This window comes from Xanthobacter autotrophicus (genome assembly GCF_005871085.1).
GTDB classification, from domain to species: domain Bacteria; phylum Pseudomonadota; class Alphaproteobacteria; order Rhizobiales; family Xanthobacteraceae; genus Xanthobacter; species Xanthobacter autotrophicus.
In genome coordinates this window covers 1-23077 of sequence record NZ_VAUP01000012.1, presented here as the reverse complement: position 1 = coordinate 23077, position 23077 = coordinate 1, and the positions used below count along the sequence as shown (strand labels likewise).

Genomic DNA, 23077 nt, shown 5'->3' with positions numbered 1-23077 from the left:
CCGTGTCAGCCAGAATAGCTCATCACCCTATAGTTCCTTCATTACCCGCTTTCGCCCCGCCGCGAAAGCCGCAATAGGGCGGCGCAAGGCAAGCAATGGCGCCATGGGCACGGTTCTGTTTGCCACATTCTTGCCCCACTCCGGGTAATGCCGGAATTGGGCTCCAGAAAACCTTTCCGTCGCGTTACGTTTCCACGATGGGGTGCGCCACGACCGGATGGGCTGCATCTGGCCCGCCGGTCATGAACTGGGCGCTGGCGAGGGCAGCGAACCGGCCGCCAAGCTGCACCAACTCGTCGAAGGTGCCGGCCTCCACCACGCAGCCCCGCTCGAATACCAGGATACGGTCGGCATTACGCACCGTGGCGAGGCGATGGGCGATGACCAAAGTGGTGCGGTCCTTCATCACCTCGTCCAAAGCGGCCTGCACCTTCACTTCCGTCGCGGCGTCCAGCGCGCTGGTGGCCTCGTCGAGGATGAGGATAGGCGGGTTCTTCAGCAGGGCGCGGGCGATGGACAGGCGCTGGCGCTCGCCGCCGGACAGGGCCCGCCCGCGCTCGCCCACCACCGCCTTGAGGCCGAGGGGATTGCGCTCCACCAGCTCCAGCGCCTGGGCGCGGGACAGCGCCTCGCGCATCTCCGCCTCGGTGGCGTCGGGCTTGCCGACCCGCAGATTGTCCTCGATGGAGCGGTTGAAGAGCAGCGGCTCCTGGAACACCACGCCGATGGCATGGCGCAGGGAGGAGAGCGTCACGTCGCGGATGTCCACGCCGTCGACGCGGATCGAACCCGACTGGGGGTCGAACACCCGGTGCAGCAGCGCCAGCGCGGTGGACTTGCCCGCCCCCGTGGTTCCCACGAACGCGAAGGTCTGGCCCGGCGCCGCGTGGAAGCTCACATCCTCCACCGCCGTGCGCTTGCCGTCGTAGGAGAAGGAGACATCGTCGAACACCACGTCGCCCACCACCTGCGGCAGGGGCTTCGCCCCCGGTCGGTCGCGCACCGAGCCCACCGTGTCCAGCACCTCGAAGAACTGGGCGAGCTGCGGGGCCGACATGATGAGCTGGTTGAAGAAGCTCACCGTATGGTCGAGCCGGCCGATGAGCATGTTGGCGAAGGCCACATAGGTGACGATATCGCCGATGGCGGCCATGTCGTGCAGATAGAGCCAGGTACCGATGAGCAGGATGGCGAGGATGGTCAGCGTGGTCGCCGCCTTGGTGGCCATGGACACCATGGCCCACCAGGACAGCACCGGGATCTGCACCGCCAGCACCTGCTTCACCGTGTCCTTGAGGCCGGTGACCTCGGCCTCGGTGCGGGTGTAGCTCTGGATCACCGCCACGTTGCCCAGGGCGTCGGAGGTCCGCTCGGCGAGGTCGGAATTATATTCCTCCACCTCCCGCTGCATGGCCTCGGTGCGGCGGATGACATAGCCGGTGACGATGCCGAACACCGCCATCAGCACGATCAGCACCAGGCCCAGCCGCCAGTTGATCCAGATGCCCACCGGCACCAGCACCACCAGCGAGATGATGGCCGCGCAATCCTGCCGGAAGAAGGAGAGCCACAAGCCCCATAGAGAATCCACGCCCTCCAGCATCACCTTCAGCAGGCGACCGGAATGGGTCTCGCCATGAAAGCTGAGGGGCAATTGGAGCACGTGCTCGAAATATTGCGTCAGGATGCCGAGGCGGCGGCGGTGGGAGAGCCGGTCCGCATGCAGCGAGATCAGCACCCCGGCGCCGATGTTGAACAGCCCGAACCCCACCCAGGCGGCGAGCAGGGGGGTGAGGTCGCCAAAGTTGGACAGGCGGCTGTCGGCCTTGGTGGCGGCCAGCGTATCCACGATGCGGCCGAACAGGATGGGCTCGGCGAACTGGGCGATGGCCAGCAACAGGTTGGAGATCACCAGCACCGCGCCGAGCCGGGCTTCGGGCCCCAGAAGGCCGATGGTGCGGGCATAAACGCGAAAAAGGCTCATGGTCGCGGGCTTCCCGTGCCGGTCTGTCGTCACAAGAGCGAAGCGCGGGCGCGGGCGCAAGGGGGTGGATCAAAGCGGGGGGGCTTCTCGCTTTCAACGCCCGCTGCGACCGGGCGCGCTCTTGAACCCGCTCCCGCGTGCGGGGGAGGGCAGGGTGGGGGCAGACCCGCTCCGCCAACACCCGCCGCCGGTGTCATGCCCCCGGCGCCGAGCCCCCTCCCCAGCCCTCCCCCGCAAACGGGAGAGGGAGTTGGCCGGTGCGGGGATGGAGAGCGGTGTTCACCGGTGATTCTTTTCAGACGAGATACCGCCCCCCGCACGCTGCCGATTGACGCGCGGGCTTCCCGCCCCTATAAGCCGACCCCGAACTCAGGCGGCTGCGGCGGCCGGAGCCCAGTCCTCATTGCTCGCATCGAACCTGGTATTGAATCTGGTTTCGTGCCGCGCGAAAGGGGTCCGGCGACAAGCGCCGGCGCAGCTCTGCTGCGGGGGTCCGATGCCTCAAGCCACGCAAGATACCCGGAGATTTGACCGTGAAGCGCACCTATCAACCCAGCAAGCTCGTGCGCAAGCGCCGCCACGGCTTCCGTGCGCGCATGGCGACCCGCAACGGCCGCAAGATCATTGCCGCACGCCGTAACCACGGCCGCCAGCGCCTGTCCGCCTGAGGGGTGGACATTCGCGGAGCTGCCCAGCTTGGATCATCTCCGCAAACGCCGTGACTTCCTCGCAGCCGCCAAGGCCGAACGGGCCGGGGCGACCTCGTTCCTGATGCAGGGCCGTGATCGCGGCGATGCCGGAACGATGCGCGTGGGCTTCACGGTCACCAAGAAGACCGGCAACTCGGTGGTGCGAAATCGCATCCGCCGCCGTCTGCGCGAGGCGGTGCGCCGCGTGCTGCCGGACGCCGGCCGGGCCGGTTTCGATTATGTGCTGGTGGCGCGCGAAGCTGCGCTGCGTACCCCCTTCGAGACCCTGGTGCAGGAGATCGAGCGCAGCGTGCGCAAGGTCAACACGCCCAAGGTCCCGGGGGCCAGGAAAAGCCCTTCCAAGACGAGCGCTTCGAAGACAAGCGCTTCCAAGGCAAGTGCCCTCAAGACCGGTGCACAGCCCGACGCACCCAAGCCCAATGCTCCCCACGACGCCCGCGAAACGGACGGCCGGCCGGAGCACCCCGCGTCCACCGGAGGGGCCGGCGCCGCGGCCGGCGCGCCTACCCCCCCATCCGACGACATTAAGCCGACGCCCGCCGACGGAGGCCTTCCGGCATGAGTGACAACCGTAACATGTTCATCGCCATCGGCTTGTCGCTGGCGATCCTCATCGGCTGGCAGTTCTTCTTCGGCATTCCACAGGCCGAGCGCCAGCGTCAGGCCGCCGAGCAGCAGCGCATCGCCCAGGAGGTGCAGCAGCAGGCGCCGAACGCCACCCCCGGCGCAACCGCTGGCACGACCCCCGGGGCTGCCCCCGGCTCGGCTGGCGTGCCGCAGGCGGGAAGCTCTGTCCCGGCGCGACCGCTGACCCGCGAGGAAGCCCTCGCCCTGACCCCCCGTGTCGCCATCGAGACGCAGCGCCTGAAGGGCTCCATCGCGCTCAAGGGCGGCCGCGTGGACGACCTGCTGCTCACCGAATATCACGAGACGGTGGACCCCAAGAGCCCGAACATCGTGCTCCTGTCCCCCTCCGGCGCGCCCCATCCCTTCTATGCGGAATTCGGCTGGACCGCGGCTGCCGGCACCGGAGTCAAGGTGCCGGGGCCCGACACGGTGTGGACCGCCAGCGGCACCCTGACCGAGAAGACCCCGCTGACCCTCAGCTGGGACAACGGCGCGGGCCTGATCTTCCACCGCACCTACACCATCGACGACCATTACATGTTCGCGGTGAAGGACGAGGTGGAGAACAAGACCGGCGCGGCGGTCACGCTCTATCCCTACGCCCTCGTCTCCCGCCATGGCCTGCCCAAGGTCGAGGGCTTCTACATCCTGCACGAAGGCCTCATCGGAGTGCTGGGCGACAGCGGCCTGCAGGAAATCACCTACGCCAAGATGGACAAGGAGAAGCCCCACACCTTCGCCGCCACCGGCGGCTGGCTGGGCATCACCGACAAATACTGGGCGGCCACCGTCATCCCCGACCAGAGCGTGAAGGTGGACGCCAAGTTCTCCACCTCCACCTTCGCGGGCACCCAGACCTTCCAGGCCGACTATCTGGCCGCTCCCCTCACGGTGGAGCCGGGCGGCACCATCGCCGCCAAGGGCCAGCTGTTCGCCGGCGCCAAGGTGGTGCAGGTGGTGGACGGCTACAAGACGCGCTACGGCATCGACCGCTTCGACCTGCTCATCGACTGGGGCTGGTTCTACTTCATCACCAAGCCGCTGTTCCTCGCCATCGACTGGCTGTATCGCCTGGTGGGCAATTTCGGCGTCGCCATCCTGATCATCACGGTGGCGTTGAAGGGCCTGTTCTTCCCCCTGGCCAACAAATCCTACGCCTCCATGGCGAAGATGAAGGCAGTGCAGCCGGAAGTGACCGCCATCCGCGAGCGCTACACCGAGGACAAGGTGAAGCAGCAGCAGGCGCTGATGGAGCTGTACAAGAAGGAGAAGATCAATCCGGTGGCGGGCTGCCTGCCCATCCTGATCCAGATCCCGGTCTTCTTCGCTCTGTACAAGGTGCTGTTCGTGACCATCGAGATGCGGCACGCGCCGTTCTTCGGCTGGATCCGCGACCTCTCTGCGCCCGACCCCACCACCATCTTCAACCTGTTCGGGCTCATTCCGTGGGACCCGTCCTCGGTCCCGGTGGTCGGCTCCTACCTCATGCTGGGCGCCTGGCCCATCATCATGGGCGTCACCATGTGGGTGCAGATGAAGCTGAACCCGGCCCCGCCGGACCCCACCCAGCAGATGATCTTCAACTGGATGCCCATCATCTTCACCTTCATGCTGGCCCATTTCGCCGCCGGCCTGGTGATCTACTGGGCGTGGAACAACACGCTCTCGGTCAGCCAGCAGGCCATGATCATGAAGCGCCACGGCGTGAAGATCGAATTGTGGGACAACATCAAGTCGGCCTTCAAAAAGAAGCAGCCGGCCAAAAGCTGAGGCCCACAACGGACCGGCACGGGCGATACCCGCCCGTGACCACCGCCGCAGGTTGACGAAAGGGACGCTCACCCTCGTGTGATGGCGTCCCTTTTCTTTTGCGCCATCCGCCCGCGATATCCCGGCGTACCGAGCGACACACCCCTTCGCCCGGGAGTCTTTTCCCATGCTCCGCAATTCCGTCGTCCTGTGCGCGGCAAGCCTTGTCGCTCTTGCCCTCGCCCCGCTGAGCCCGGCCGCAGCCGCAGCCTATCGCGTCGAAACCGGCCAGACCCATATCGACTTCGCCATCGGCGCCAAGGGCTATCCGGTGACGAGGGGCGAGTTCCATCGCTTCAACGCCAGCGTCGCCATTGATGCGGCAGCCCCGGCGAAGAGCCAGGTGGCCTTTGACGTGGCGGCCGCCTCCATCGACACCCACGCGCCGCTGCTCGACGATTATGTCCGGGGCGCCGGCTTCCTCGACACCGCCCATCACCCGGGCATCGCCTTCCACTCCACCACGGTGCGCCAGATGAACGACCGCACGGTGGAACTGGCCGGCAACCTCTCGCTGCTCGGCGTCACCCGCCCCGAGACCTTCCGCGTGACCGTGACGCCCGAGGGCACCGCCTTCCGGCTGGTGGCCCAAGGGGAAATCAGGCGCTCCGATTTCGGCATGACCGGCGGCCTGCCCTTGGTGTCGGACACGGTGACCATCACCGTTTCCACCCTGGCGCTCGCCCAGTGAGGAAGGCTCCGGAGGCGACCCGGCCGGCGCGCTGGAGCGGGCCGGTGCGGCTGCTGCACTGGACCATGGCTGGCCTGGTGCTCACGCTGCTCGCCCTCGGCTTCGTGATGACGCAGGGCACGCTGGGTGGGGCGTTCGATCTCGCCACCAGCTTCACGCTCTACCAGTGGCACAAATGGATCGGCCTGCTGGTGCTGGCCCTGTGGCTGCCCCGGCTCGTCGCTCGCGGCGCCACACAAGCCCCAGCCGCGCTGGCGGGATGGCAGGGACGTGCCGCCCGCGCAGCCCATGGCGGGCTCTACGTCCTCATGCTCGCCATGCCGGTGACCGGATGGCTCGCCACCTCCGCATCGCCCCTGCACCTGCCGTTGTTGGTGCCGCTGCCGGTGCTGGGGCCGGTGGCGCTGCCCGATCTCATCGCGCCGGATGCCCGCGCCTACGCGCTGCTCAGCACCGCCCACGAGATCCTCGCCTTCGCCCTCATCGGCCTCGTCGCGCTGCACGTGGCGGGGGCGGCAAGGCACGCGCTGGTCAATCGCGACGATACCCTGCGCCGCATGGCTCCTTGAGGCCCCTCACCGTTGCACTCACGCCGCCGGCTTCTGCGGCAGAAAGCAGCGGCCGCCCTCGCCTTCCGGCATCTGCGGCAGGAAGCTGCCGCCCTCGCGGGCGAGGAAATCCAGCAGCGCCCGGCCCGCCGGCAACAGGCGCTTCTCCTTGGCCCGCACCACCAGCCACTGACGTACCACCGGCAGGCCCTGCACCTCCAGCACCTTAAGGCGCCCGTCCGCCACCTCGGCCGCCACCGTATGGGCGGAAATGAAGGACAGGCCCAGCCCCGCCATCACCGCCTGCTTGATGGTCTCGTTGGAGCCGATCTCCATGGCGATGGCCGGCTGGGCGACGCCCGCCTCCTCGAACACCCGCTCCATGAGGATGCGGGTGCCCGATCCGCGCTCGCGCACCAGCAGCGGCTCCCTGGCCAGATCCGTGGGCGAGAGGCGGCGGCCGATGAGGCGGTGCTCGGGCGGGGCGATGACCACATGGGGGTGGTCGCCGAGGATCTGGGTTTCCGCCTCCAGCTCCGCCGGGGGGCGACCCATGATGCCCACGTCGAAATCGAGGCTCATGAGGCCGGAGATGATTTCCTCCCGGTTGCCGATCATGAGCTTCAGCTCGATCTCGGGCCGGCGCTTGCGGAACGCCGCCAGCGCCATGGGCGCGAAATATTTGGCGGTGGACACCACCCCCACCACCACCGAGCCGCGGTCGGGGCTTTTGAGCGCCGCGATCGCCCGCTCCGCCTCCTGGAGGGCGTGGGCGATGCGCTGCTGGGCGGCCAGAAGTTCCGCGCCAGCGGCGGTCGGTCGCAGCCGGCCATCCACCCGCTCAAACACCGGCACGCCGAGATCCTCCTCCAGCGCCTTCATCTGGGCGGTCACCGCCGGCGGGCTCAAACCCATGTCCTGCGCGGCCTTGGCGTAGGAGCCGGAGGCGGCGGCGAGGGCCACCAGCCGCAGCTGCTTCAGGGTCCAATGGGAGGCCATTTCAGATTTCCTGAATGCTCAGTTCATATCATTCAAATTTACCTAAATCGGGGCATGGGGCAAGGTCCCTCCAACAAGCAAGGAGGGCCGCCATCATGGGTGCCGACGCCGCCATCGGGCAGATCAAGGACGCCAAGAAGAGGTACGCCGCCGGCGTGCTGAAGTACGCCCAGATGGGCTATTGGGACGGGGACTACCAGCCCAAGGACACCGATGTCCTGGGCCTGTTCCGCATCACCCCCCAGGACGGCGTGGACCCGGTGGAAGCCGCCGCCGCCGTCGCGGGCGAAAGCTCCACCGCCACCTGGACCGTGGTGTGGACCGACCGCCTCACCGCCGCCGACATGTACCGCGCCAAGGCCTACAAGGTGGAGCCGGTGCCGGGCCAGCCGGGCCAGTATTTCTGCTGGGTCGCCTACGACCTCGACCTGTTCGAGGAAGGCTCCATCGCCAACCTGACCGCGTCGATCATCGGCAACGTCTTCTCGTTCAAGCCGCTCAAGGCCTGCCGCCTGGAAGACATGCGCCTGCCGGTGGCCTATGTGAAGACCTTCCGCGGCCCGCCCACCGGCATCGTGGTGGAGCGCGAGCGCCTCGACAAGTTCGGCCGGCCGCTGCTCGGCGCCACCACCAAGCCCAAGCTCGGCCTCTCCGGCAAGAACTATGGCCGCGTGGTCTATGAGGGGCTCAAGGGCGGCCTCGACTTCGTGAAGGACGACGAGAACATCAACTCGCAGCCCTTCATGCACTGGCGCGACCGCTTCCTCTACTGCATGGAGGCCGTCAACAAGGCCCAGGCCGAGACCGGCGAGGTGAAGGGGCACTACCTCAACATCACCGCCGGCACCATGGAAGAGATGTACCGCCGCGCCGAGTTCGCCAAGGATCTCGGCTCCGTGGTGGTGATGGTGGACCTCATCGTCGGGTGGACCGCGATCCAGTCCATCTCCAACTGGTGCCGCGAGAACGACATGCTCCTGCACATGCACCGTGCGGGCCATGGCACCTACACGCGCCAGAAGGGCCACGGCATCTCGTTCCGCGTCATCGCGAAATGGCTGCGCCTCGCCGGCGTCGACCATCTCCACACCGGCACCGCGGTGGGCAAGCTGGAAGGCGACCCCATGACCGTGCAGGGCTACTACAACGTCTGCCGCGAGACCGTGACCAAGACCGACTACACCCGCGGCATCTTCTTCGACCAGGATTGGGCTGGCCTGCGCAAGGTGATGCCGGTGGCTTCGGGCGGCATCCATGCCGGCCAGATGCACCAGCTCATCGACCTGTTCGGCGAGGACGTGGTGCTCCAGTTCGGCGGCGGCACCATCGGCCATCCCGATGGCATCCAGGCCGGCGCCATCGCCAACCGCGTCGCGCTGGAAACCATGATCCTGGCCCGCAACGAGGGCCGGGACATCAAGAACGAAGGTCCCGAAATCCTCATCGAGGCCGCCAAGTGGTGCAGCCCGCTGCGCGCCGCCCTCGATACCTGGGGCGAGGTGACCTTCAACTACGCCTCCACCGACACGTCCGACTTCGTTCCCACCGCGTCCGTGGCCTGAGGAGAGGAATCATGCGCATCACCCAAGGCACCTTCTCCTTCCTGCCGGATCTCACCCCGGCCCAGGTCCGCGCCCAGGTGCAATATTGCCTGGACCAGGGCTGGGCGGTCTCGGTGGAACACACGGACGACCCGCACCCGCGCAACACCTATTGGGAAATGTGGGGCCCGCCCATGTTCGACCTGCGCGACGCCGCCGGCGTCGTCGGCGAGATCGACGGCTGCCGCAATACCTTCCCCACGCGCTATGTGCGGGTCAACGCCTTCGACTCCACCCGCGGCTGGGAGACCGTGCGCCTGTCGTTCATCGTCCAGCGCCCGCCGGTGGAAGACGGCTTCCGCCTGGAGCGCACCGAAGGCCCCGGCCGCACCCAGCGCTACGCCATGCAGCACCGGCAGTATTCCGCCGGCTGATCCCGCCATCTGACGCCTTATCGCTTCACTAGCGCGGCCGTTCCCACCGCGCAACTTAAGCCGAGGTTCGAGCGATGCTCAACACAGCCTTTTCCGCACCGTCCGCCGCGTTGCCGGCTGAGGCCGCCGAGGGCAAGCTCGACCTCGGCTCTCTCTTCATCGAGAGCGAAGTCCCTGAATTCCTGGCCGAACTCGAGGCCGATCTCATCGGCCTGAAGCCGGTCAAGCGCCGCATCCGCGAGATCGCGGCTCACCTGGTCATCGGCCGCGCCCGCGAAACGCTGGGCCTGACCTCCGGCGCGCCGACCCTGCACATGGCCTTCACCGGCAATCCCGGCACCGGCAAGACCACCGTCGCCCTCAAGATGGCGCAGATCCTCCATCGCCTGGGATATGTGCGACGCGGTCATCTTGTCTCGGTGACGCGGGATGATCTTGTGGGTCAATATATCGGCCACACGGCACCGAAAACAAAAGAGATTCTTAAGAAAGCCATGGGCGGAGTCCTCTTCATAGACGAGGCTTATTATCTGTACCGGCCCGAGAACGAGCGGGATTACGGTCAGGAAGCCATCGAGATCCTGCTCCAGGTCATGGAAAACCAGCGGGACGATCTGGTCGTGATCCTCGCCGGCTACAAGGACCGCATGGATCGCTTCTTCGAGAGCAATCCCGGCTTCCGCTCGCGCATCGCCCACCACATCGACTTCCCCGACTACGAGGATGCCGAGCTGGTCTCCATCGCCAGGACCATGGCGGAGGCGGCCGACTACACCTTCAGTCCCGAGGCCGCGGTGGCGCTGGAAGAATATGTCTCCAAGCGCCGCGCGCAGCCCAATTTCGCCAATGCGCGGTCCATCCGCAACGCCCTCGACCGCATGCGCCTGCGCCTGTCGCTGCGCCTGTTCGAGGAGGGGGGCCTCGCCGACCGCGCCGCGCTCTCGACCATCACCGAAGGCGATGTGCGCGCCAGCCGTGTCTTCTCGGGGGGCATCGACGCCCCCGACTACAAGCCCCGCAGCGAATAGACGCTGCGGGACCAAAAACACCGATGACGGCCCGCCGAACGGGCCGCGCGGAGAGGACCCTTGGAGCCGGATCCGGTCATGCTGTCACGGCCTGATCGGTGAATCCGCCTCCAGAACCAAGGAATGAGACCGTCTGGCGATCCGGTTGCGCAGCAATCGCGCTCGGGCGGGCTCGAGGGAGACGACCGCCATGCCAACCGCCGATCATCGCGCCGCCGCGCCCGGAATCACGCTTGCCAGCGCGCTCGAGGAATGGGCGGGCGAGGACGCCCGCCGCCGCGATGTCGCCACGACCCTCACGGCTCTTGCCGCAGGCACGATCCAGCTCGCCCGCGCCATCGCCGAGGGGCCGCTCGCCGGCGACCTCGCGCGCACCCTCTCATCCGGCGAAGCCGGCGAGGGCCAGAAGGCGCTCGACATCATCTCCAACGACATGGTCATCGACGCCCTGCGCAAGGCCCCGGTGGCCGCCGTCGCCTCCGAGGAGAATGACGCGCCGGTGCTGCTCGATCCCGCAGCCCCGCTGCTGGTGGCCATCGACCCGCTGGACGGCTCGTCCAACATCGACACTTGCATCTCGGTGGGCACCATCTTCGCCGTGTTCCCGCACCAGGACGGCACCGACGCCGCGAGCGTCACCGCCTTCCTGCAGAACGGGCGCGACATGCTCGCCGGCGGCTATGTGATCTACGGGCCGCACACGGCTCTCATGCTCACGGTGGGCGCCGGCGCCTGGCATTTCGCCCTCGACAAGGACGGCACCTTCCGCCTCGTGAACGCGGCGGTGCGGGTGAAGGAAGGCGCGGCCGAGTTCGCCATCAACATGTCGAACTACCACCACTGGGACGATCCGATCCGCGCCTATGTGGACGATTGCCTGGCCGGCAAGAAGGGCCCGCGCGAGCGCGACTTCAACATGCGCTGGGTGGCGTCCATGGTGGCGGACGCGCACCGCATCTTCCAGCGCGGCGGCATCTATCTGTATCCCGGCGACAGCCGCAAGGGCTACACCCACGGCCGCCTGCGCCTGCTCTACGAAGCCTTCCCGGTGGCCTTCCTGATGGAACAGGCCCAGGGCGCTGCCATCGACGGGCGCGGCTCCATCCTCGACCTGTCGGCCACCAGCCTGCACCAGCGCGTGCCCTTCATCTTCGGCTCGCGCGACGAGGTGACCCGCGCCGCCCGCTATCACCTGGAGCCCTCCGGCCACGGCGAGCGCTCGCCGCTGTTCGCGCGGCGCGGCCTGTTCATCTGATCCCGGCAGCCCAGACACAAAGAGCCGAGCATTCCATGTCCATCAAGCATCCCATCATCGTCGTCACCGGTTCGTCGGGCGCCGGAACGACCTCCGTGAAGCGGACCTTCGACCAGATCTTCCGCCGCGAAGGGGTCAAGGCCGCCTATGTGGAAGGCGACGCCTTCCATCGCTACGACCGCCTGGAAATGCGCGAGCTGATGGCCGCCGAGGCCGCCAAGGGCAACCGCCATTTCAGCCACTTCTCGCCCGACACCAACCTGCTCGACGAGCTGGGCACCCTGTTCAAGGATTATGGCGCCACCGGCTCCGGCCGCGCCCGGCACTATGTGCACGACGCGGAGGAGGCCAAGCTCTACGGCACCGAACCCGGCCGCTTCACCCAGTGGGAAGACGTGGAAGGCGGCACCGATCTTCTGTTCTATGAAGGCCTGCACGGCGCGGTGGTGACCGATGACATCAACCTGGCCCAACATGCCGACCTGAAGATCGGCGTGGTGCCGGTGATCAATCTTGAATGGATCCAGAAGATCCATCGCGACAAGTCGACCCGCGGCTATTCCACGGAAGATGTCACGGACACCATCCTGCGGCGCATGCCCGATTACGTGCGCTACATCTGCCCGCAATTCACCGAGACCGACATCAACTTCCAGCGCGTGCCGACGGTGGACACCTCCAACCCGTTCGCCGCGCGCTGGATCCCGACGCCGGACGAATCGATGGTCGTGATCCGCTTCCGCGATCCCCACGGCATCGATTTCCCCTACCTGCTGTCGATGATCCACGACAGCTTCATGTCGCGGGCGAACTCCATCGTCATCCCCGGCAACAAGCAGGATCTCGCCATGCAGCTGCTGCTGACGCCGCTGATCATGAAGCTGATCGACAGGAAACGCCGCGCCGGCTGAGGCGCGCACGCTTCCCCTTCCCCGCGCCGGGGGAAGGGTGAGGGGGAGGGCGGCACGTCCGGGAGCCCAGCCTTAGGGGTGTTTCGGACGCGTGGCTGCCGCCCTCCCCGCCTCCCTTTTGCGGCGACACGATTTCCCTCCCCGCGCAGGGGAGACACGCGAGGGGGTCTGGTGCCGCCACCTTCGCGATCCCGGACCTATGGCCATGGCACCCCCCTTCCCCACCCCTCCCCCGCGCCGGGGAAGGCGGGACGACCGCGAAGGGGCAATGAAGGTTGAAGGGAGACGAGCCATGACTGCTCACGCCAGAACCACACAGGCCACCACGGCAGACGCCGTCCCGACGCTGGACCGCAGCCCCGGCTCCCTCGCCTGGCCGGTGACGGCGGCCCTGCGCGCGCTCGCCATGGATGGCGTGGAGCAGGCGAAATCCGGCCATCCCGGCGCGCCGCTGGGCATGGCGGACATCTCCGCCGTGGTGTGGCGCGAGCACCTGCGCCACAATCCCGCCGATCCGTCCTGGCCCGACCGCGACCGCTTCGTGCTCTCCAACGGGCACGGCTCCATGCTGATCTACGCGCTGCTCCATCTCACCGGCTACGACCTGCCGGTGGCGGAGCTGAAGCGATTCCGGCAGGTGCATTCGCGCACCCCCGGCCATCCCGAATACGGCATGACGCCGGGCGTGGAGACCACCACCGGCCCGCTGGGCCAGGGCCTCGCCAATGCGGTGGGCATGGCGCTCGCCGAGAAGACGCTGGCCGCCCAGTTCAACCGGCCGGGCCTTGCGATCGTCGATCATCGCACCTTCGTCTTCCTCGGCGACGGCTGCCTGATGGAGGGCGTGAGCCACGAAGCCTGCTCGCTCGCCGGCCGGCTCGGCCTCGGCAAGCTCGTCGCCTATTATGACGACAACGGCATCTCCATCGATGGCAAGGTGGAGGAATGGTTCGCCGACGACACCCCGGCCCGCTTCGAGGCCTATGGCTGGCACGTGGTGCGCAACGTGGACGGGCACGATCCCGCCGCCGTGCGCGCCGCCACCGAGGCCGCGCTGGCGCAGGGCAAGCCTTCCCTCATCTGCTGCAAGACAGTCATCGGCCGCGGCGCGCCCACCAAGCAGGGCCACCAGGACACCCACGGCGCCCCGCTCGGCCCGGACGAGATCGCCCGCACCCGCGCCGCCATGGGCTGGGATTATGCGCCCTTCGAGATCCCGGACGACATCTATGCCCAGTGGGATGCCCGCAAGGCGGGCGCCGCGCGCCAGCAGGCGTGGGAGGCCCGCATGGAGGCCTATGCCCGCGCCTATCCCAAGGAGGCGGCCGAGTTCCGTCGCCGCCTGAAGGGTGACCTCTCCCCGGTGTTCGCCGACACCTATGCGGCGGCGCTGAAGACCACCCTGGAGAAGGCCGAGACCGTGGCCACCCGCAAGGCGAGCCAGCAGGCCCTCGCCGCGCTCGCCCCGGCGGTGCCGGAATTTCTCGGCGGCTCGGCGGACCTCGCCCATTCCAACCTCACCACCTTCCCCGGCGCGGTGCCGGTGACGCGGGACCCGGCCGGCAACCAGATCTATTTCGGCGTGCGCGAGTTCGGCATGTCGGCCATCGCCAACGGCATCGCTTTGCACGGCGGCTTCATCCCGTTCGTCGCCACCTTCCTGGTGTTCTCGGACTACGCCCGCAACGCCATGCGCATGAGCGCGCTCATGGGCCAGCGGGTGATCTACATCCTCACCCACGATTCCATCGGCCTCGGCGAGGACGGCCCCACCCACCAGCCGGTGGAGCATGTGGAAAGCCTGCGCCTCATCCCCAACCTCGACGTGTGGCGGCCCTGCGACACGGTGGAGACGCTCACCGCCTGGCATGCGGCCCTCACCCGCACCGACGGCCCCTCCGCCCTCATCCTGTCGCGCCAGAACCTGCCGGTGTGGCCGCGCTCGGAGGCACAGGTGGCGGCGATTTCCGGCGGCGGCTACGTGCTGCACGAGAGCGAGGGGGTGGCCCGCGCCATCCTCGTCGCCACCGGCTCCGAGGTGAAGCTGGCGGTGGCGGCGGCCGAGGCGCTGGACACGGCGGGCATCGCCACCCGCATCGTCTCCATGCCCTGCCGCGAGCGGTTCGAGGCATTGACGGAGACCGAGCGCGCGGCGCTGTTCCCGAAGGGCGTGCCGGTGGTGGCGGTGGAAGCGGGCGTCACCCGCGGCTGGCGCGGCCTCACCGGAACCCGCGAGGAGGGCGTGACCGTCATCGGCATCGACCGCTTCGGCGAATCCGCCCCAGAGAAGGATTTGTGGCCCCTGTTCGGCTTCACCGTCGAGAAGGTGGCCGAGGCGGTGCGCCGCGCGGTGGGGTGAGGCGGTAATAAAAGCCCTCTCCCGCCCGAACTCGGCTGTTGCCGAGTTCGGAATGTGAGGTTCCGAAGCCGGAAACATCCGGCTTCGGGCGGGGGAGGGTTGGGAGGGGGCAGGCCCTCTCCGTTTTCATGGCGGCTGCCAATTCGAACCGCCCCTTCCCCCTCCCCGGCCCTCCCTCGCAAGCGGGAGAGGGGGAGCGGCGGTTCAAGTGACGAAACCCAGGACCCAAAAGGAGAGGACAATGGCCCTCGTTTCCATGCGCCAGCTGCTCGACCATGCGGCGGAGCTTTCCTACGGCCTGCCGGCCTTCAACGTGAACAACATGGAGCAGGTGAAGGCGATCATGGACGCGGCCCGCGCCACGCGGTCCCCGGTCATCCTCCAGGGCTCGGCCGGCGCGCGCAAATATGCCGGCGAGGCCTTCCTGCGCCATCTCATCGCCGCCGCCGTGGAGGCCTATCCCGAGATCCCGGTGGTGATGCACCAGGACCACGGCGCCTCCCCCGCCGTGTGCATGGGCGCCATCCGCTCCGGCTTCTCCTCGGTGATGATGGACGGCTCCCTGAAGGAAGACGGCAAGACCCCCGCCGACTATGACTATAACGCCGCCGTCACCGCCAAGGTGGTGGAGCTGGCCCATGCGGTGGGCGTCTCGGTGGAAGGGGAGCTGGGCTGCCTCGGCTCGCTGGAGACCGGCAAGGGCGAGGCCGAGGACGGCCACGGCGCCGAGGGGGCGCTGGACCACGACAAGCTGCTGACCGATCCGGAAGAGGCGGCCCAGTTCGTCAAAGCCACCCAGTGCGACGCGCTGGCCATCGCCATCGGCACCTCCCACGGCGCCTACAAGTTCACCCGCAAGCCCACCGGCGACATCCTCGCCATCGACCGGGTCAAGGCCATCCACCAGCGCATTCCCACCACCCATCTGGTGATGCACGGCTCGTCCTCGGTGCCGCAGGAGCTGCTGGAGGAGATCCGCACCTATGGCGGTGACATCCCGGAAACCTACGGCGTGCCGGTGGAGGAGATCCAGGAGGGCATCCGCTACGGCGTGCGCAAGGTGAACATCGACACCGATATCCGCCTCGCCATGACTGCCGGCATGCGCCGCGTGGGGGCAAAGAACAGATCAGAGTTCGACCCGCGCAAGTTCCTCGCCGCCGCCATGGAAGAGGCCAAGAAGGTGTGCATCAATCGCTTCGAGGCGTTCGGCGCCGCCGGCAAGGCGGACAAGATCCGCCCCATCGAGCTGGACGACATGGCCAAGCGCTACGCCTCCGGCGAGCTGGCGCAGGTGGTGCACTGACTAGCCGCGGATCGTCGTAGGGTCGTATATCCTCGACAAGAACGCGTCATGGCCGGGCTTGTCCCGGCCATCCACGCCCAGCGGCTCGGTGCAACCTCGAAAACGTTGCGCAGGCGGCTCGGCGTGGATGCCCGGCACAAGGCCGGGCATGACAATGCGAAGCACGGCGACATGCGGGGACACCACCATGCGCCAAGATACTGCAGGAGACCCCCATGGCCCGCGCTTATCCCATCATCGCCCCGTCCATCCTCTCGGCCGATTTCACCCGCCTCGGTGCCGAGGTGGAAGCGGTGCTTGAGGGCGGGGCGGAATGGATTCACTTCGACGTGATGGACAATCATTACGTCCCCAACCTCACCATCGGCCCGCTGGTGCTGCAGTCCCTGCGCAAGGTGACCAAGGCCTTCGTGGACGTGCACCTGATGGTGAAGCCGGTGGACGGCATGATCGAGGCCTTCGCGGGCGCCGGCGCCGACCTCATCTCCTTCCATCCGGAGGCGAGCGAGCATGTGGACCGCTCGCTCCAGCTCATCCGTTCCAAGGGGGTGAAGTCCGGCCTGGTGCTCAATCCTGCGACGCCGCTCTCGGTGCTGGACTATACGCTGGACCAGCTCGACCTGGTGCTGGTGATGTCGGTGAACCCCGGCTTCGGTGGCCAGGCCTTTATTCCCGGCGCGCTGGACAAGCTGAAGGCCATCCGCGAACGCATCGACGCCTCCGGCCGTGACATCCGCCTGGAGATCGACGGCGGCGTGAAGGTGGACAATATCGGCGCCATCGCGGCCGCCGGGGCCGACACCTTCGTGGCCGGCAGCGCCATCTACGGCGCCAAGGATTATGGCGCCACCATCGCCGCCATGAAGCGCGAGATCGAGAGCGCGACGGGCACCGCCGTCGCAGCGTGAGTTTGGACCGGCATCACCATCGTCATGCCCCGGCTTGACCGGGGCATCCACCTCTCCGCAATCCCACATCCCTGAACAGCGCCAACCGACCCGGCCGCGGCATGGATCCCCCGGTCAAGCCGGGGGATGACGGTGGCGCTGTGCGCCGGCCGGGGTGGCAAATCGTGGGCGCGTGCCCCCTCCCCACTCCTCCCCCGCAAGCGGGAGAGGGAGCAAGACTGTGCCCTACCCCTTCCGCGTCAGCAAAAACACCGCCTGCTCGCCGAGCAGGTTCCACACCCACCACGGCATGTTGACCCGCACCCGGTGGCCGGATGAATCCAGCGCCACCGCCTTCTCGATGCGCGCGTCCAGAAGCTCCGCCAGCGCCACGAAATCGCGGATGGTGCAGAAATGGATGTTGGGGGTCTCGTACCAGGACATGGGCATGTTGTCGGTCACCGGCATGCGGCCGTTGACCATCAGGTCCAGCCGCGAGCGCCAGTGGCCGAAATTGGGGAAGGACACCACCGCGCGGCGGCCGATGCGCAGCATCTGCTCCAGCACCCAGCGCGGGCGGCGGGTGGCCTGCAGCGTCTGGCTGAGGATCACATAATCGAAGGCGTCGTCGGGATAGTGGGCAAGGTCCACGTCCGCGTCGCCCTGCACCACGGCGAGGCCGCGCGCCACCCCCGCATTCACCCCCTCGCGGGACAGTTCGATGCCGCGCGCATCGCAGCCGCGCGTGGTGGCGAGCAGCTCCAGCAACTCGCCGTCGCCCGACCCCACGTCCAGCACCCGCGAGCCTGGCGCCACCATCTCCGCCACGACCACGAGATCGACGCGCCCGCCCTGCAGGCGCACCACGCCTTCGTCCAGCACCGGTTCGCCTGGGGCGGCTTCGCGAAAAGCCATCTCAGGCCTGCCGTGCGGCCGGCAGGCCGAAGGCCCGCGCCGCGCTGTCGAGGAAGCCACGGGTGATGGCGGTCAGTTCCGGCTCGTGCAGCAGAAAGGCGTCATGACCCTTGTCGCTTTCGATCTCGGTAAAGGACACGTTGGCCCCCGAGGCGTTGAGCGCATGGACGATGGCGCGGGAATCCTCCGTGGGAAACAGCCAGTCGGACGTGAAGGAGACCACGCAGAAGCGCGTCTTCGCCCCCCGGAAGGCGTTGGCGAGCACGCCGTCATGGTCGGCGGCGAGGTCGAAATAATCCATGGCGCGGGTCACGTAGAGATAGGAATTGGGATCGAAGCGCTGCACGAAGCTCTCACCCTGGTGCCGCAGATAGCTTTCCACCTGGAAGTCGGCGTCGAAGCCGAATGTGGGCATCGCGCGGTCCTGCAGGCGCCGGCCGAACTTGTTGTGCAGGGACTGGTCCGACATGTAGGTGATGTGGGCCGCCATGCGTGCCACGGCAAGCCCGCGATGGGGGGTCACCCCATCGGCGAGATAATGCCCGCCGCGCCAGTCCGGATCGGCCATCACCGCCTGCCGGCCGACCTCGTGGAAGGCGATGTTCTGCGCCGAATGGCGCGCGCCGGTGGCAATCGGCAGGGCCGAGAACACCCGCTCGGGATAGCTGGCCGCCCATTGCAGCACCTGCATGCCGCCCATGGAGCCGCCGGCCACGCACAACAGCTTGTCGATGCCCAGATGATCGAGCAGCATGGCCTGCGCATTGACCATGTCGCGGATGGTCACCACCGGCATGTCGAGCCCATAGGGCAGGCCGGTGATGGGATTGGTGGAGGCCGGCCCGGTGGTGCCCATGCAGCCGCCGAGCACGTTGGCGCAGATCACGTAGAAGCGCTCGGTGTCGATGGGCTTGCCGGGCCCCACCAGCGTCTCCCACCAGCCCGGCTTGCCGGTGACGGGATTGAGGCTCGCCGCATGCTGGTCGCCGGTCAGCGCGTGGCACACCAGGATGGCGTTGGAGCGCGCCGCATTGGGCTCGCCATAGGTCTGGTAGGCGATCTGCAGGTGCGACAGCTCCACCCCCGCGTCGAGCTTCAGCGGCTTTCCGGCGCCGAAACGCGCGACGGGCGAGTGGGGATCGTCCGCCTCGCGCCGCGCCTGGATGGCGGATGCTCCGGCGACGGCTTTAGGGGTATTGTCCTGCTGGACTGAAGAAGTCATGGGCGAACCAAGCGACGCGCGCGCGCGCCTGTCAAGCGGGGGCACGGACGCCGCGCGAAGGGGGCGGAACACGCGCTGCGCAGCAGAAAGCCGTGCAGCGAACCAGATAGATGGGCGACCTTCGCAAAATTGTAAGCCGGCGCGTGGATAAGTAGCCCGCCGCAGTGACGGCTGGAGCAGCCCCCAGCTCAGGGTGGGGGATCGGGCTCCGGACTGAAGTTCGGGGCCGGCCGGCTCCGGGGTCGGCGGGCGGGGGGATGACATGAAAGATCCGGTTCAGAAGACCATCGGCTACCGTCTCACCCATACCGCTCGGTTGCAGAAGGCGCTGTCGGCGCGGCTGCTGGCGACGCTGGGCCTGTTTCCGGGCCAGGAGGCGGTGCTAAAATTGCTGTGTGAGCAGGACGGCCGTACCATGGGCGACCTCGCCGGCGCCCTGCGCGTGCGCCCGCCCACTGCCTCCAAGACCATCGCCCGCCTCACCACCCAGGGTCTGGTGGAGCGCCGCACCACCGATGGCGACGGCCGGCTTGTGCGGGTCTTCCTCAGCGAGGCGGGCCGCGAGCGCGGCGCCTCCATCGACAGCGTTTGGGAGCAGCTCGAGGGCGAGATGGTGGCCGGGCTCGACAGCAAGGAAAAGAAGCGCCTGCGCAAGCTGCTGCGCAAGGTGGAGAAGAACCTCGCCCACCGCCTCGGCGCCGACGGCGGCATCGACGACGAGCCGGATATCGGTGAGGACGACGACGACAATTGAGGCCCCTGCTCCGCAGGCGCTTTCCGGGGAACTGCCGGACCGGGAGGGACGCCGTGGGTTGTCCATCCGGAAGCGTGACCCCGCCCTTTGAAGGCTGACAGCCTCGGACGTGCCTCCGGTGTCGTGGCGTGGCGTTCCACCCTGGCTGTCAGGCGGTTCCGCTCCGGATACCCGCTTGCCGTCCTTCCTGAAACCGGAACAGACGGTCTGGCTATTTCAATCGATTAGAGACAAACTGCGCGCCCAAGGCACCCAACGTCCAACGCGGCCGTTCGGGATGGACTGCGACGCACCCGGCCGTTCGCCATTTCCGCAACAGGACAGGCGACCGGCTGCGTCGTGGTCAAGTTGGGAGGCGGACCCTCGCGGGGAGTGAAACCCGGCCGGTCCCGCCTTCCGTCACCAACAACGGCCGGCACGGCCGCTCAAGACGGGGGAAACATGTCCAACGCCATCGACCTCAAGGACCGCATCGCCATCGTCACCGGCGGTGCGCAGGGCATCGGCCGCGCCGTGGTGGAGCGCTTCATCGCCTCCGGTGCCCGCGTCGCCATCTTCGACCGCGACACGGAACTGGCCGTGAAGACTGCCGACGACCTCGGCCGCGCCCGCGTCATGCCCGTGACCGTGGACGTGACCCGCCGCGAGGCCGTGGAGCAGGGCGTCGCCGAGGTGATCGCCGCATTCGGCAAGATCGACATTCTCGTCAACAACGCCGGCATCGCCGGCCCCAACATGAAATTGTGGGACTATCCCGAGGACGCCTGGCACCAGGTGATGGCCATCAATGTGGACGGCCCCTTTTTCTGTTGCCGCGCCGTGGCGCCGCACATGATCGCGAAGGGCTACGGCCGTATCGTGAACGTGGCCTCCATCGCCGGCAAGGAGGGCAATCCCAACGCCTCCGCCTATTCGGCCTCCAAGGCCGCCGTCATCGCTCTCACCAAGTCGCTGGGCAAGGAACTGGCGGAATACGACATCGCGGTGAACTGCGTGACGCCGGCTGCGGCAAAGACGGCGATTTTCGACCAGCTCAGCCAGCAGCACATCGACTATATGCTGTCGAAAATTCCGCGCGGGCGATTCCTGGCCGTGGAGGAGGCGGCGGCCACCATCGCCTTTGCCGCCTCGGCCGATTGCTCCTTCACCACCGGCGCCGTGTTCGATCTGTCGGGCGGCCGCGCCACCTATTGAGACGAATTTGCCATGCGTGCGCCGGAAGACACCCCAGCCGCTCCGGCGCACGCCCCCTCGCCACCCCTCACGCATGCGCCTTATGTCGGCATTGCCCTCATGTGCGTCGCGGTGGCGAGCTTCGCGGTCACCGACACCACAGCCAAGTGGCTGAGCGGACACATCAATGTGTTCGTCGTAGTGTGGGCGCGCTATGTCATCCACTTCGCGTGCTCGCTGGTGGTGTTCAATCCCTGGACCGTGCCGGGCCTCCTGAAGACAAGCCGGCCGCTGCTGCAGATCGGCCGCTCGGCCATGCTGTTCCTGACCACGGCGCTCAATTTCACGGCACTCCAGGTGCTGCAGCTGGACCAGACCGTCTCCATCATGTTCTCGGTTCCGTTCTTCGTCGCCCTGTTCGCCGGGCCCATGCTGGGGGAGCGGGTGGGCGTGCGGCGGTGGTGCGCCATCCTGGTGGGATTTGCCGGCATCCTGCTGGTGGTGCGCCCGGGAGCCGGCGGCATCCACCCGGCCGCCATCCTGTCGCTGGGCGCGGCGGCCACCTACGCGCTCTACGCCATCACCACCCGCATGCTGGCCAAGAGTGATTCGAGCGCCACGACGCTGTTCTATTCGTCCCTCGTCGGCTCAGTGGTCGCGAGCCTGCCGCTGCCGTTCGTATGGGAAACGCCCCACGATCCCCTTGTCATCGGCGCCATGCTCGAGCTTGGCATGGTGGCTGGCGTCGGCCATTTCCTGCTGATTCTCGCCCACGCCCGGGCGCCCGCCGCGACACTGGCGCCTTATATCTACACGCAGATCATCGCCATGATCGCGCTGGGCTGGCTGGTGTTCGGCCAAGTGCCGAGCGCCTGGACCCTTGCCGGCGCCGGCGTCGTCATCGCCTCGGGCGCCTATCTTCTGGTGATGGAATCCCGCAGCCGCCGCGTCTGACAGAGGCGGCCGAGACCTTCTGACCGGTGTCGTTCAGATCCATGAAGGCTTGGACACGGACCACGGAATCAGGCGGCATTTCTCGGTTTGGTCAAAATGCCGCTTATCCTTGGGTGCTCCCGCCCCGATGCGCCAAGGATGCCCATGCCAGCCGCCCGCCTTCTCGTCGTCGAAGGAAACACCGCCGAAGCCCGCGCCCGTCAGGTGGAATTCGGCGGACAGGCCGCGAGCGAGGGCTATGCGCAGATACTTCGAGAGCTTTTTCCCGGCCAGGTGAGCGTAGACATCTGCTATCCGGCAGATCCCGGGGCCAACCTGCCCGACGCCGGCGGCATCGACGGCTATGACGGCATCGCCATAACCGGCTCGTCGCTGAATATTTATCACGGCGGCATCGAGATCGCGCAGCAGATCGAGTTTCTGCGCACGGCCTTCACCACGGATGTGCCGATCTTCGGCAGTTGCTGGGGGCTTCAGCTGCTGACCGTAGCGGCCGGCGGCGTGGTTCGGCGCAATCCCAAGGGCCGCGAGGTGGGTTTCAGCCGGCGCATCCGCGCCACGCCGGAGGGCGCACGGCATCCCATGTACGCCGGCAAACCCGCCGTATTCGAGGCCATGACGGTGCATCTCGACGAGGTCGAAACCCTGCCGGAAGGTGCGCAACTCCTTGCCACCAATGATCACTCCCAGGTTCAGGCGGTGGCGTTCCAGGCCGGTCGCGCGTCCTGCTGGGGGGTGCAGTATCACCCCGAGTATCCCTTCCGGGAGATGGCAGCGATCTTCCGGCGCCTGCGTCCCTCGCTGGTGGCGGAAGGTTTTTTCATGGACGAGGACGAGGAGGCCGCGTTCATCGCCGACCTTGAGCATTTCGAGCGCGACCCCTGCAACGCTTCTCTGGCGTGGCGGCATGGGATCGACGGCGCGGTGATCACCAAGAGTGTTCGGACGCGGGAGATCGCCAACTGGATTG

Annotated in this window: 21 protein-coding genes; 17 read left to right on the top strand and 4 right to left on the bottom strand. The window is 67.5% G+C overall.

Going from position 1 to position 23077, the window contains the following annotated elements; translation table 11 throughout:
• Nucleotides 1-184 precede the first annotated feature (184 nt).
• Complete coding sequence (locus tag FBQ73_RS04300; protein WP_138398286.1) at nt 185-1984, bottom strand: glucan ABC transporter ATP-binding protein/ permease; 1800 nt, start codon at nt 1982-1984, stop codon at nt 185-187.
• Between the two features lie 533 nt (nt 1985-2517).
• Here FBQ73_RS04300 and rpmH point away from each other — a divergent pair.
• The 5 genes from rpmH (at nt 2518) to FBQ73_RS04275 (ending at nt 6390) form a co-directional block, all read left to right on the top strand.
• Nucleotides 2518-2652: a 50S ribosomal protein L34 gene (gene rpmH / locus FBQ73_RS04295; protein WP_012113946.1), complete on the top strand. Its 135-nt coding sequence runs from the start codon at nt 2518-2520 to the stop codon at nt 2650-2652.
• Nucleotides 2653-2680: 28 nt separating this feature from the next.
• Entirely contained in the window at nt 2681-3256 is a 576-nt protein-coding gene (rnpA, locus tag FBQ73_RS04290; protein ID WP_138398285.1) for a ribonuclease P protein component, read from the top strand.
• Entirely contained in the window at nt 3253-5091 is a 1839-nt protein-coding gene (yidC, locus tag FBQ73_RS04285) for a membrane protein insertase YidC (RefSeq protein ID WP_138398284.1), read from the top strand. Before rnpA ends, yidC begins: the two co-directional genes overlap by 4 nt.
• Nucleotides 5092-5257: 166 nt before the next feature.
• Nucleotides 5258-5821 (top strand): YceI family protein, encoded by a 564-nt coding sequence (locus tag FBQ73_RS04280; RefSeq protein WP_138398283.1) that lies wholly within the window; start codon nt 5258-5260, stop codon nt 5819-5821.
• Nucleotides 5818-6390, top strand: coding sequence for a cytochrome b (locus FBQ73_RS04275; protein WP_138398282.1), 573 nt, complete (start codon nt 5818-5820; stop codon nt 6388-6390). Before FBQ73_RS04280 ends, FBQ73_RS04275 begins: the two co-directional genes overlap by 4 nt.
• A gap of 18 nt (nt 6391-6408) precedes the next feature.
• Here the strand turns inward: FBQ73_RS04275 and FBQ73_RS04270 are convergent, their stop codons facing one another.
• Nucleotides 6409-7368 carry a LysR family transcriptional regulator gene (locus tag FBQ73_RS04270; protein WP_138398281.1) on the bottom strand — a complete coding sequence of 320 codons (960 nt, stop codon included), beginning with the start codon at nt 7366-7368 and terminating at the stop codon, nt 6409-6411.
• 95 nt (nt 7369-7463) lie between these two features.
• On the opposite strand from FBQ73_RS04270, the gene FBQ73_RS04265 reads away from it, so the two are divergent.
• The 8 genes from FBQ73_RS04265 to rpe all read left to right on the top strand — a co-directional run bounded on the left by FBQ73_RS04265 (nt 7464) and on the right by rpe (nt 17110).
• A complete protein-coding gene (locus FBQ73_RS04265; protein ID WP_138398280.1) occupies nt 7464-8930 on the top strand; it encodes a form I ribulose bisphosphate carboxylase large subunit in 1467 nt (488 codons plus the stop codon).
• A gap of 11 nt (nt 8931-8941) precedes the next feature.
• Nucleotides 8942-9343 (top strand): ribulose bisphosphate carboxylase small subunit, encoded by a 402-nt coding sequence (locus tag FBQ73_RS04260; protein ID WP_138398279.1) that lies wholly within the window; start codon nt 8942-8944, stop codon nt 9341-9343.
• A 74-nt stretch (nt 9344-9417) separates the two neighbouring features.
• Entirely contained in the window at nt 9418-10371 is a 954-nt protein-coding gene (cbbX, locus tag FBQ73_RS04255; protein WP_138398278.1) for a CbbX protein, read from the top strand.
• A gap of 190 nt (nt 10372-10561) precedes the next feature.
• Nucleotides 10562-11626 carry a class 1 fructose-bisphosphatase gene (locus FBQ73_RS04250; RefSeq protein WP_138398277.1) on the top strand — a complete coding sequence of 355 codons (1065 nt, stop codon included), beginning with the start codon at nt 10562-10564 and terminating at the stop codon, nt 11624-11626.
• A gap of 35 nt (nt 11627-11661) precedes the next feature.
• Nucleotides 11662-12537: a phosphoribulokinase gene (locus tag FBQ73_RS04245; protein WP_138398276.1), complete on the top strand. Its 876-nt coding sequence runs from the start codon at nt 11662-11664 to the stop codon at nt 12535-12537.
• A gap of 292 nt (nt 12538-12829) precedes the next feature.
• Nucleotides 12830-14896, top strand: a complete 2067-nt coding sequence (gene tkt, locus FBQ73_RS04240) for a transketolase (protein ID WP_170218741.1) — start codon at nt 12830-12832, stop codon at nt 14894-14896.
• A 241-nt stretch (nt 14897-15137) separates the two neighbouring features.
• The gene (fba, locus tag FBQ73_RS04235; protein ID WP_138398275.1) at nt 15138-16202 is read left to right on the top strand and encodes a class II fructose-bisphosphate aldolase; all 1065 of its coding nucleotides are present in this window, start codon (nt 15138-15140) and stop codon (nt 16200-16202) included.
• 215 nt (nt 16203-16417) lie between these two features.
• Nucleotides 16418-17110, top strand: a complete 693-nt coding sequence (gene rpe, locus FBQ73_RS04225) for a ribulose-phosphate 3-epimerase (protein ID WP_138398273.1) — start codon at nt 16418-16420, stop codon at nt 17108-17110.
• A gap of 225 nt (nt 17111-17335) precedes the next feature.
• On the opposite strand, the gene metW is transcribed toward rpe, so the two are convergent.
• Together metW and metX are read right to left on the bottom strand one after the other, a co-directional pair.
• Nucleotides 17336-18004: a methionine biosynthesis protein MetW gene (gene metW, locus FBQ73_RS04220; RefSeq protein WP_138398272.1), complete on the bottom strand. Its 669-nt coding sequence runs from the start codon at nt 18002-18004 to the stop codon at nt 17336-17338.
• Between the two features lies 1 nt (nt 18005).
• Complete coding sequence (gene metX / locus FBQ73_RS04215) at nt 18006-19226, bottom strand: homoserine O-acetyltransferase MetX (RefSeq protein WP_246089557.1); 1221 nt, start codon at nt 19224-19226, stop codon at nt 18006-18008.
• Nucleotides 19227-19488: 262 nt separating this feature from the next.
• Between metX and FBQ73_RS04210 the strand changes: the two genes are divergently transcribed.
• The 4 genes from FBQ73_RS04210 to FBQ73_RS04195 form a co-directional block, all read left to right on the top strand.
• A complete protein-coding gene (locus FBQ73_RS04210) occupies nt 19489-19980 on the top strand; it encodes a MarR family winged helix-turn-helix transcriptional regulator (protein ID WP_138398271.1) in 492 nt (163 codons plus the stop codon).
• 441 nt (nt 19981-20421) lie between these two features.
• Nucleotides 20422-21174 carry an SDR family NAD(P)-dependent oxidoreductase gene (locus tag FBQ73_RS04205; RefSeq protein ID WP_138398270.1) on the top strand — a complete coding sequence of 251 codons (753 nt, stop codon included), beginning with the start codon at nt 20422-20424 and terminating at the stop codon, nt 21172-21174.
• A gap of 12 nt (nt 21175-21186) precedes the next feature.
• Nucleotides 21187-22107, top strand: a complete 921-nt coding sequence (locus FBQ73_RS04200; RefSeq protein ID WP_138398269.1) for a DMT family transporter — start codon at nt 21187-21189, stop codon at nt 22105-22107.
• Nucleotides 22108-22251: 144 nt separating this feature from the next.
• Nucleotides 22252-23077, top strand: an 826-nt coding sequence (locus FBQ73_RS04195) for a type 1 glutamine amidotransferase (protein ID WP_170218740.1), incomplete at its 3' end; no start/stop codon positions are given.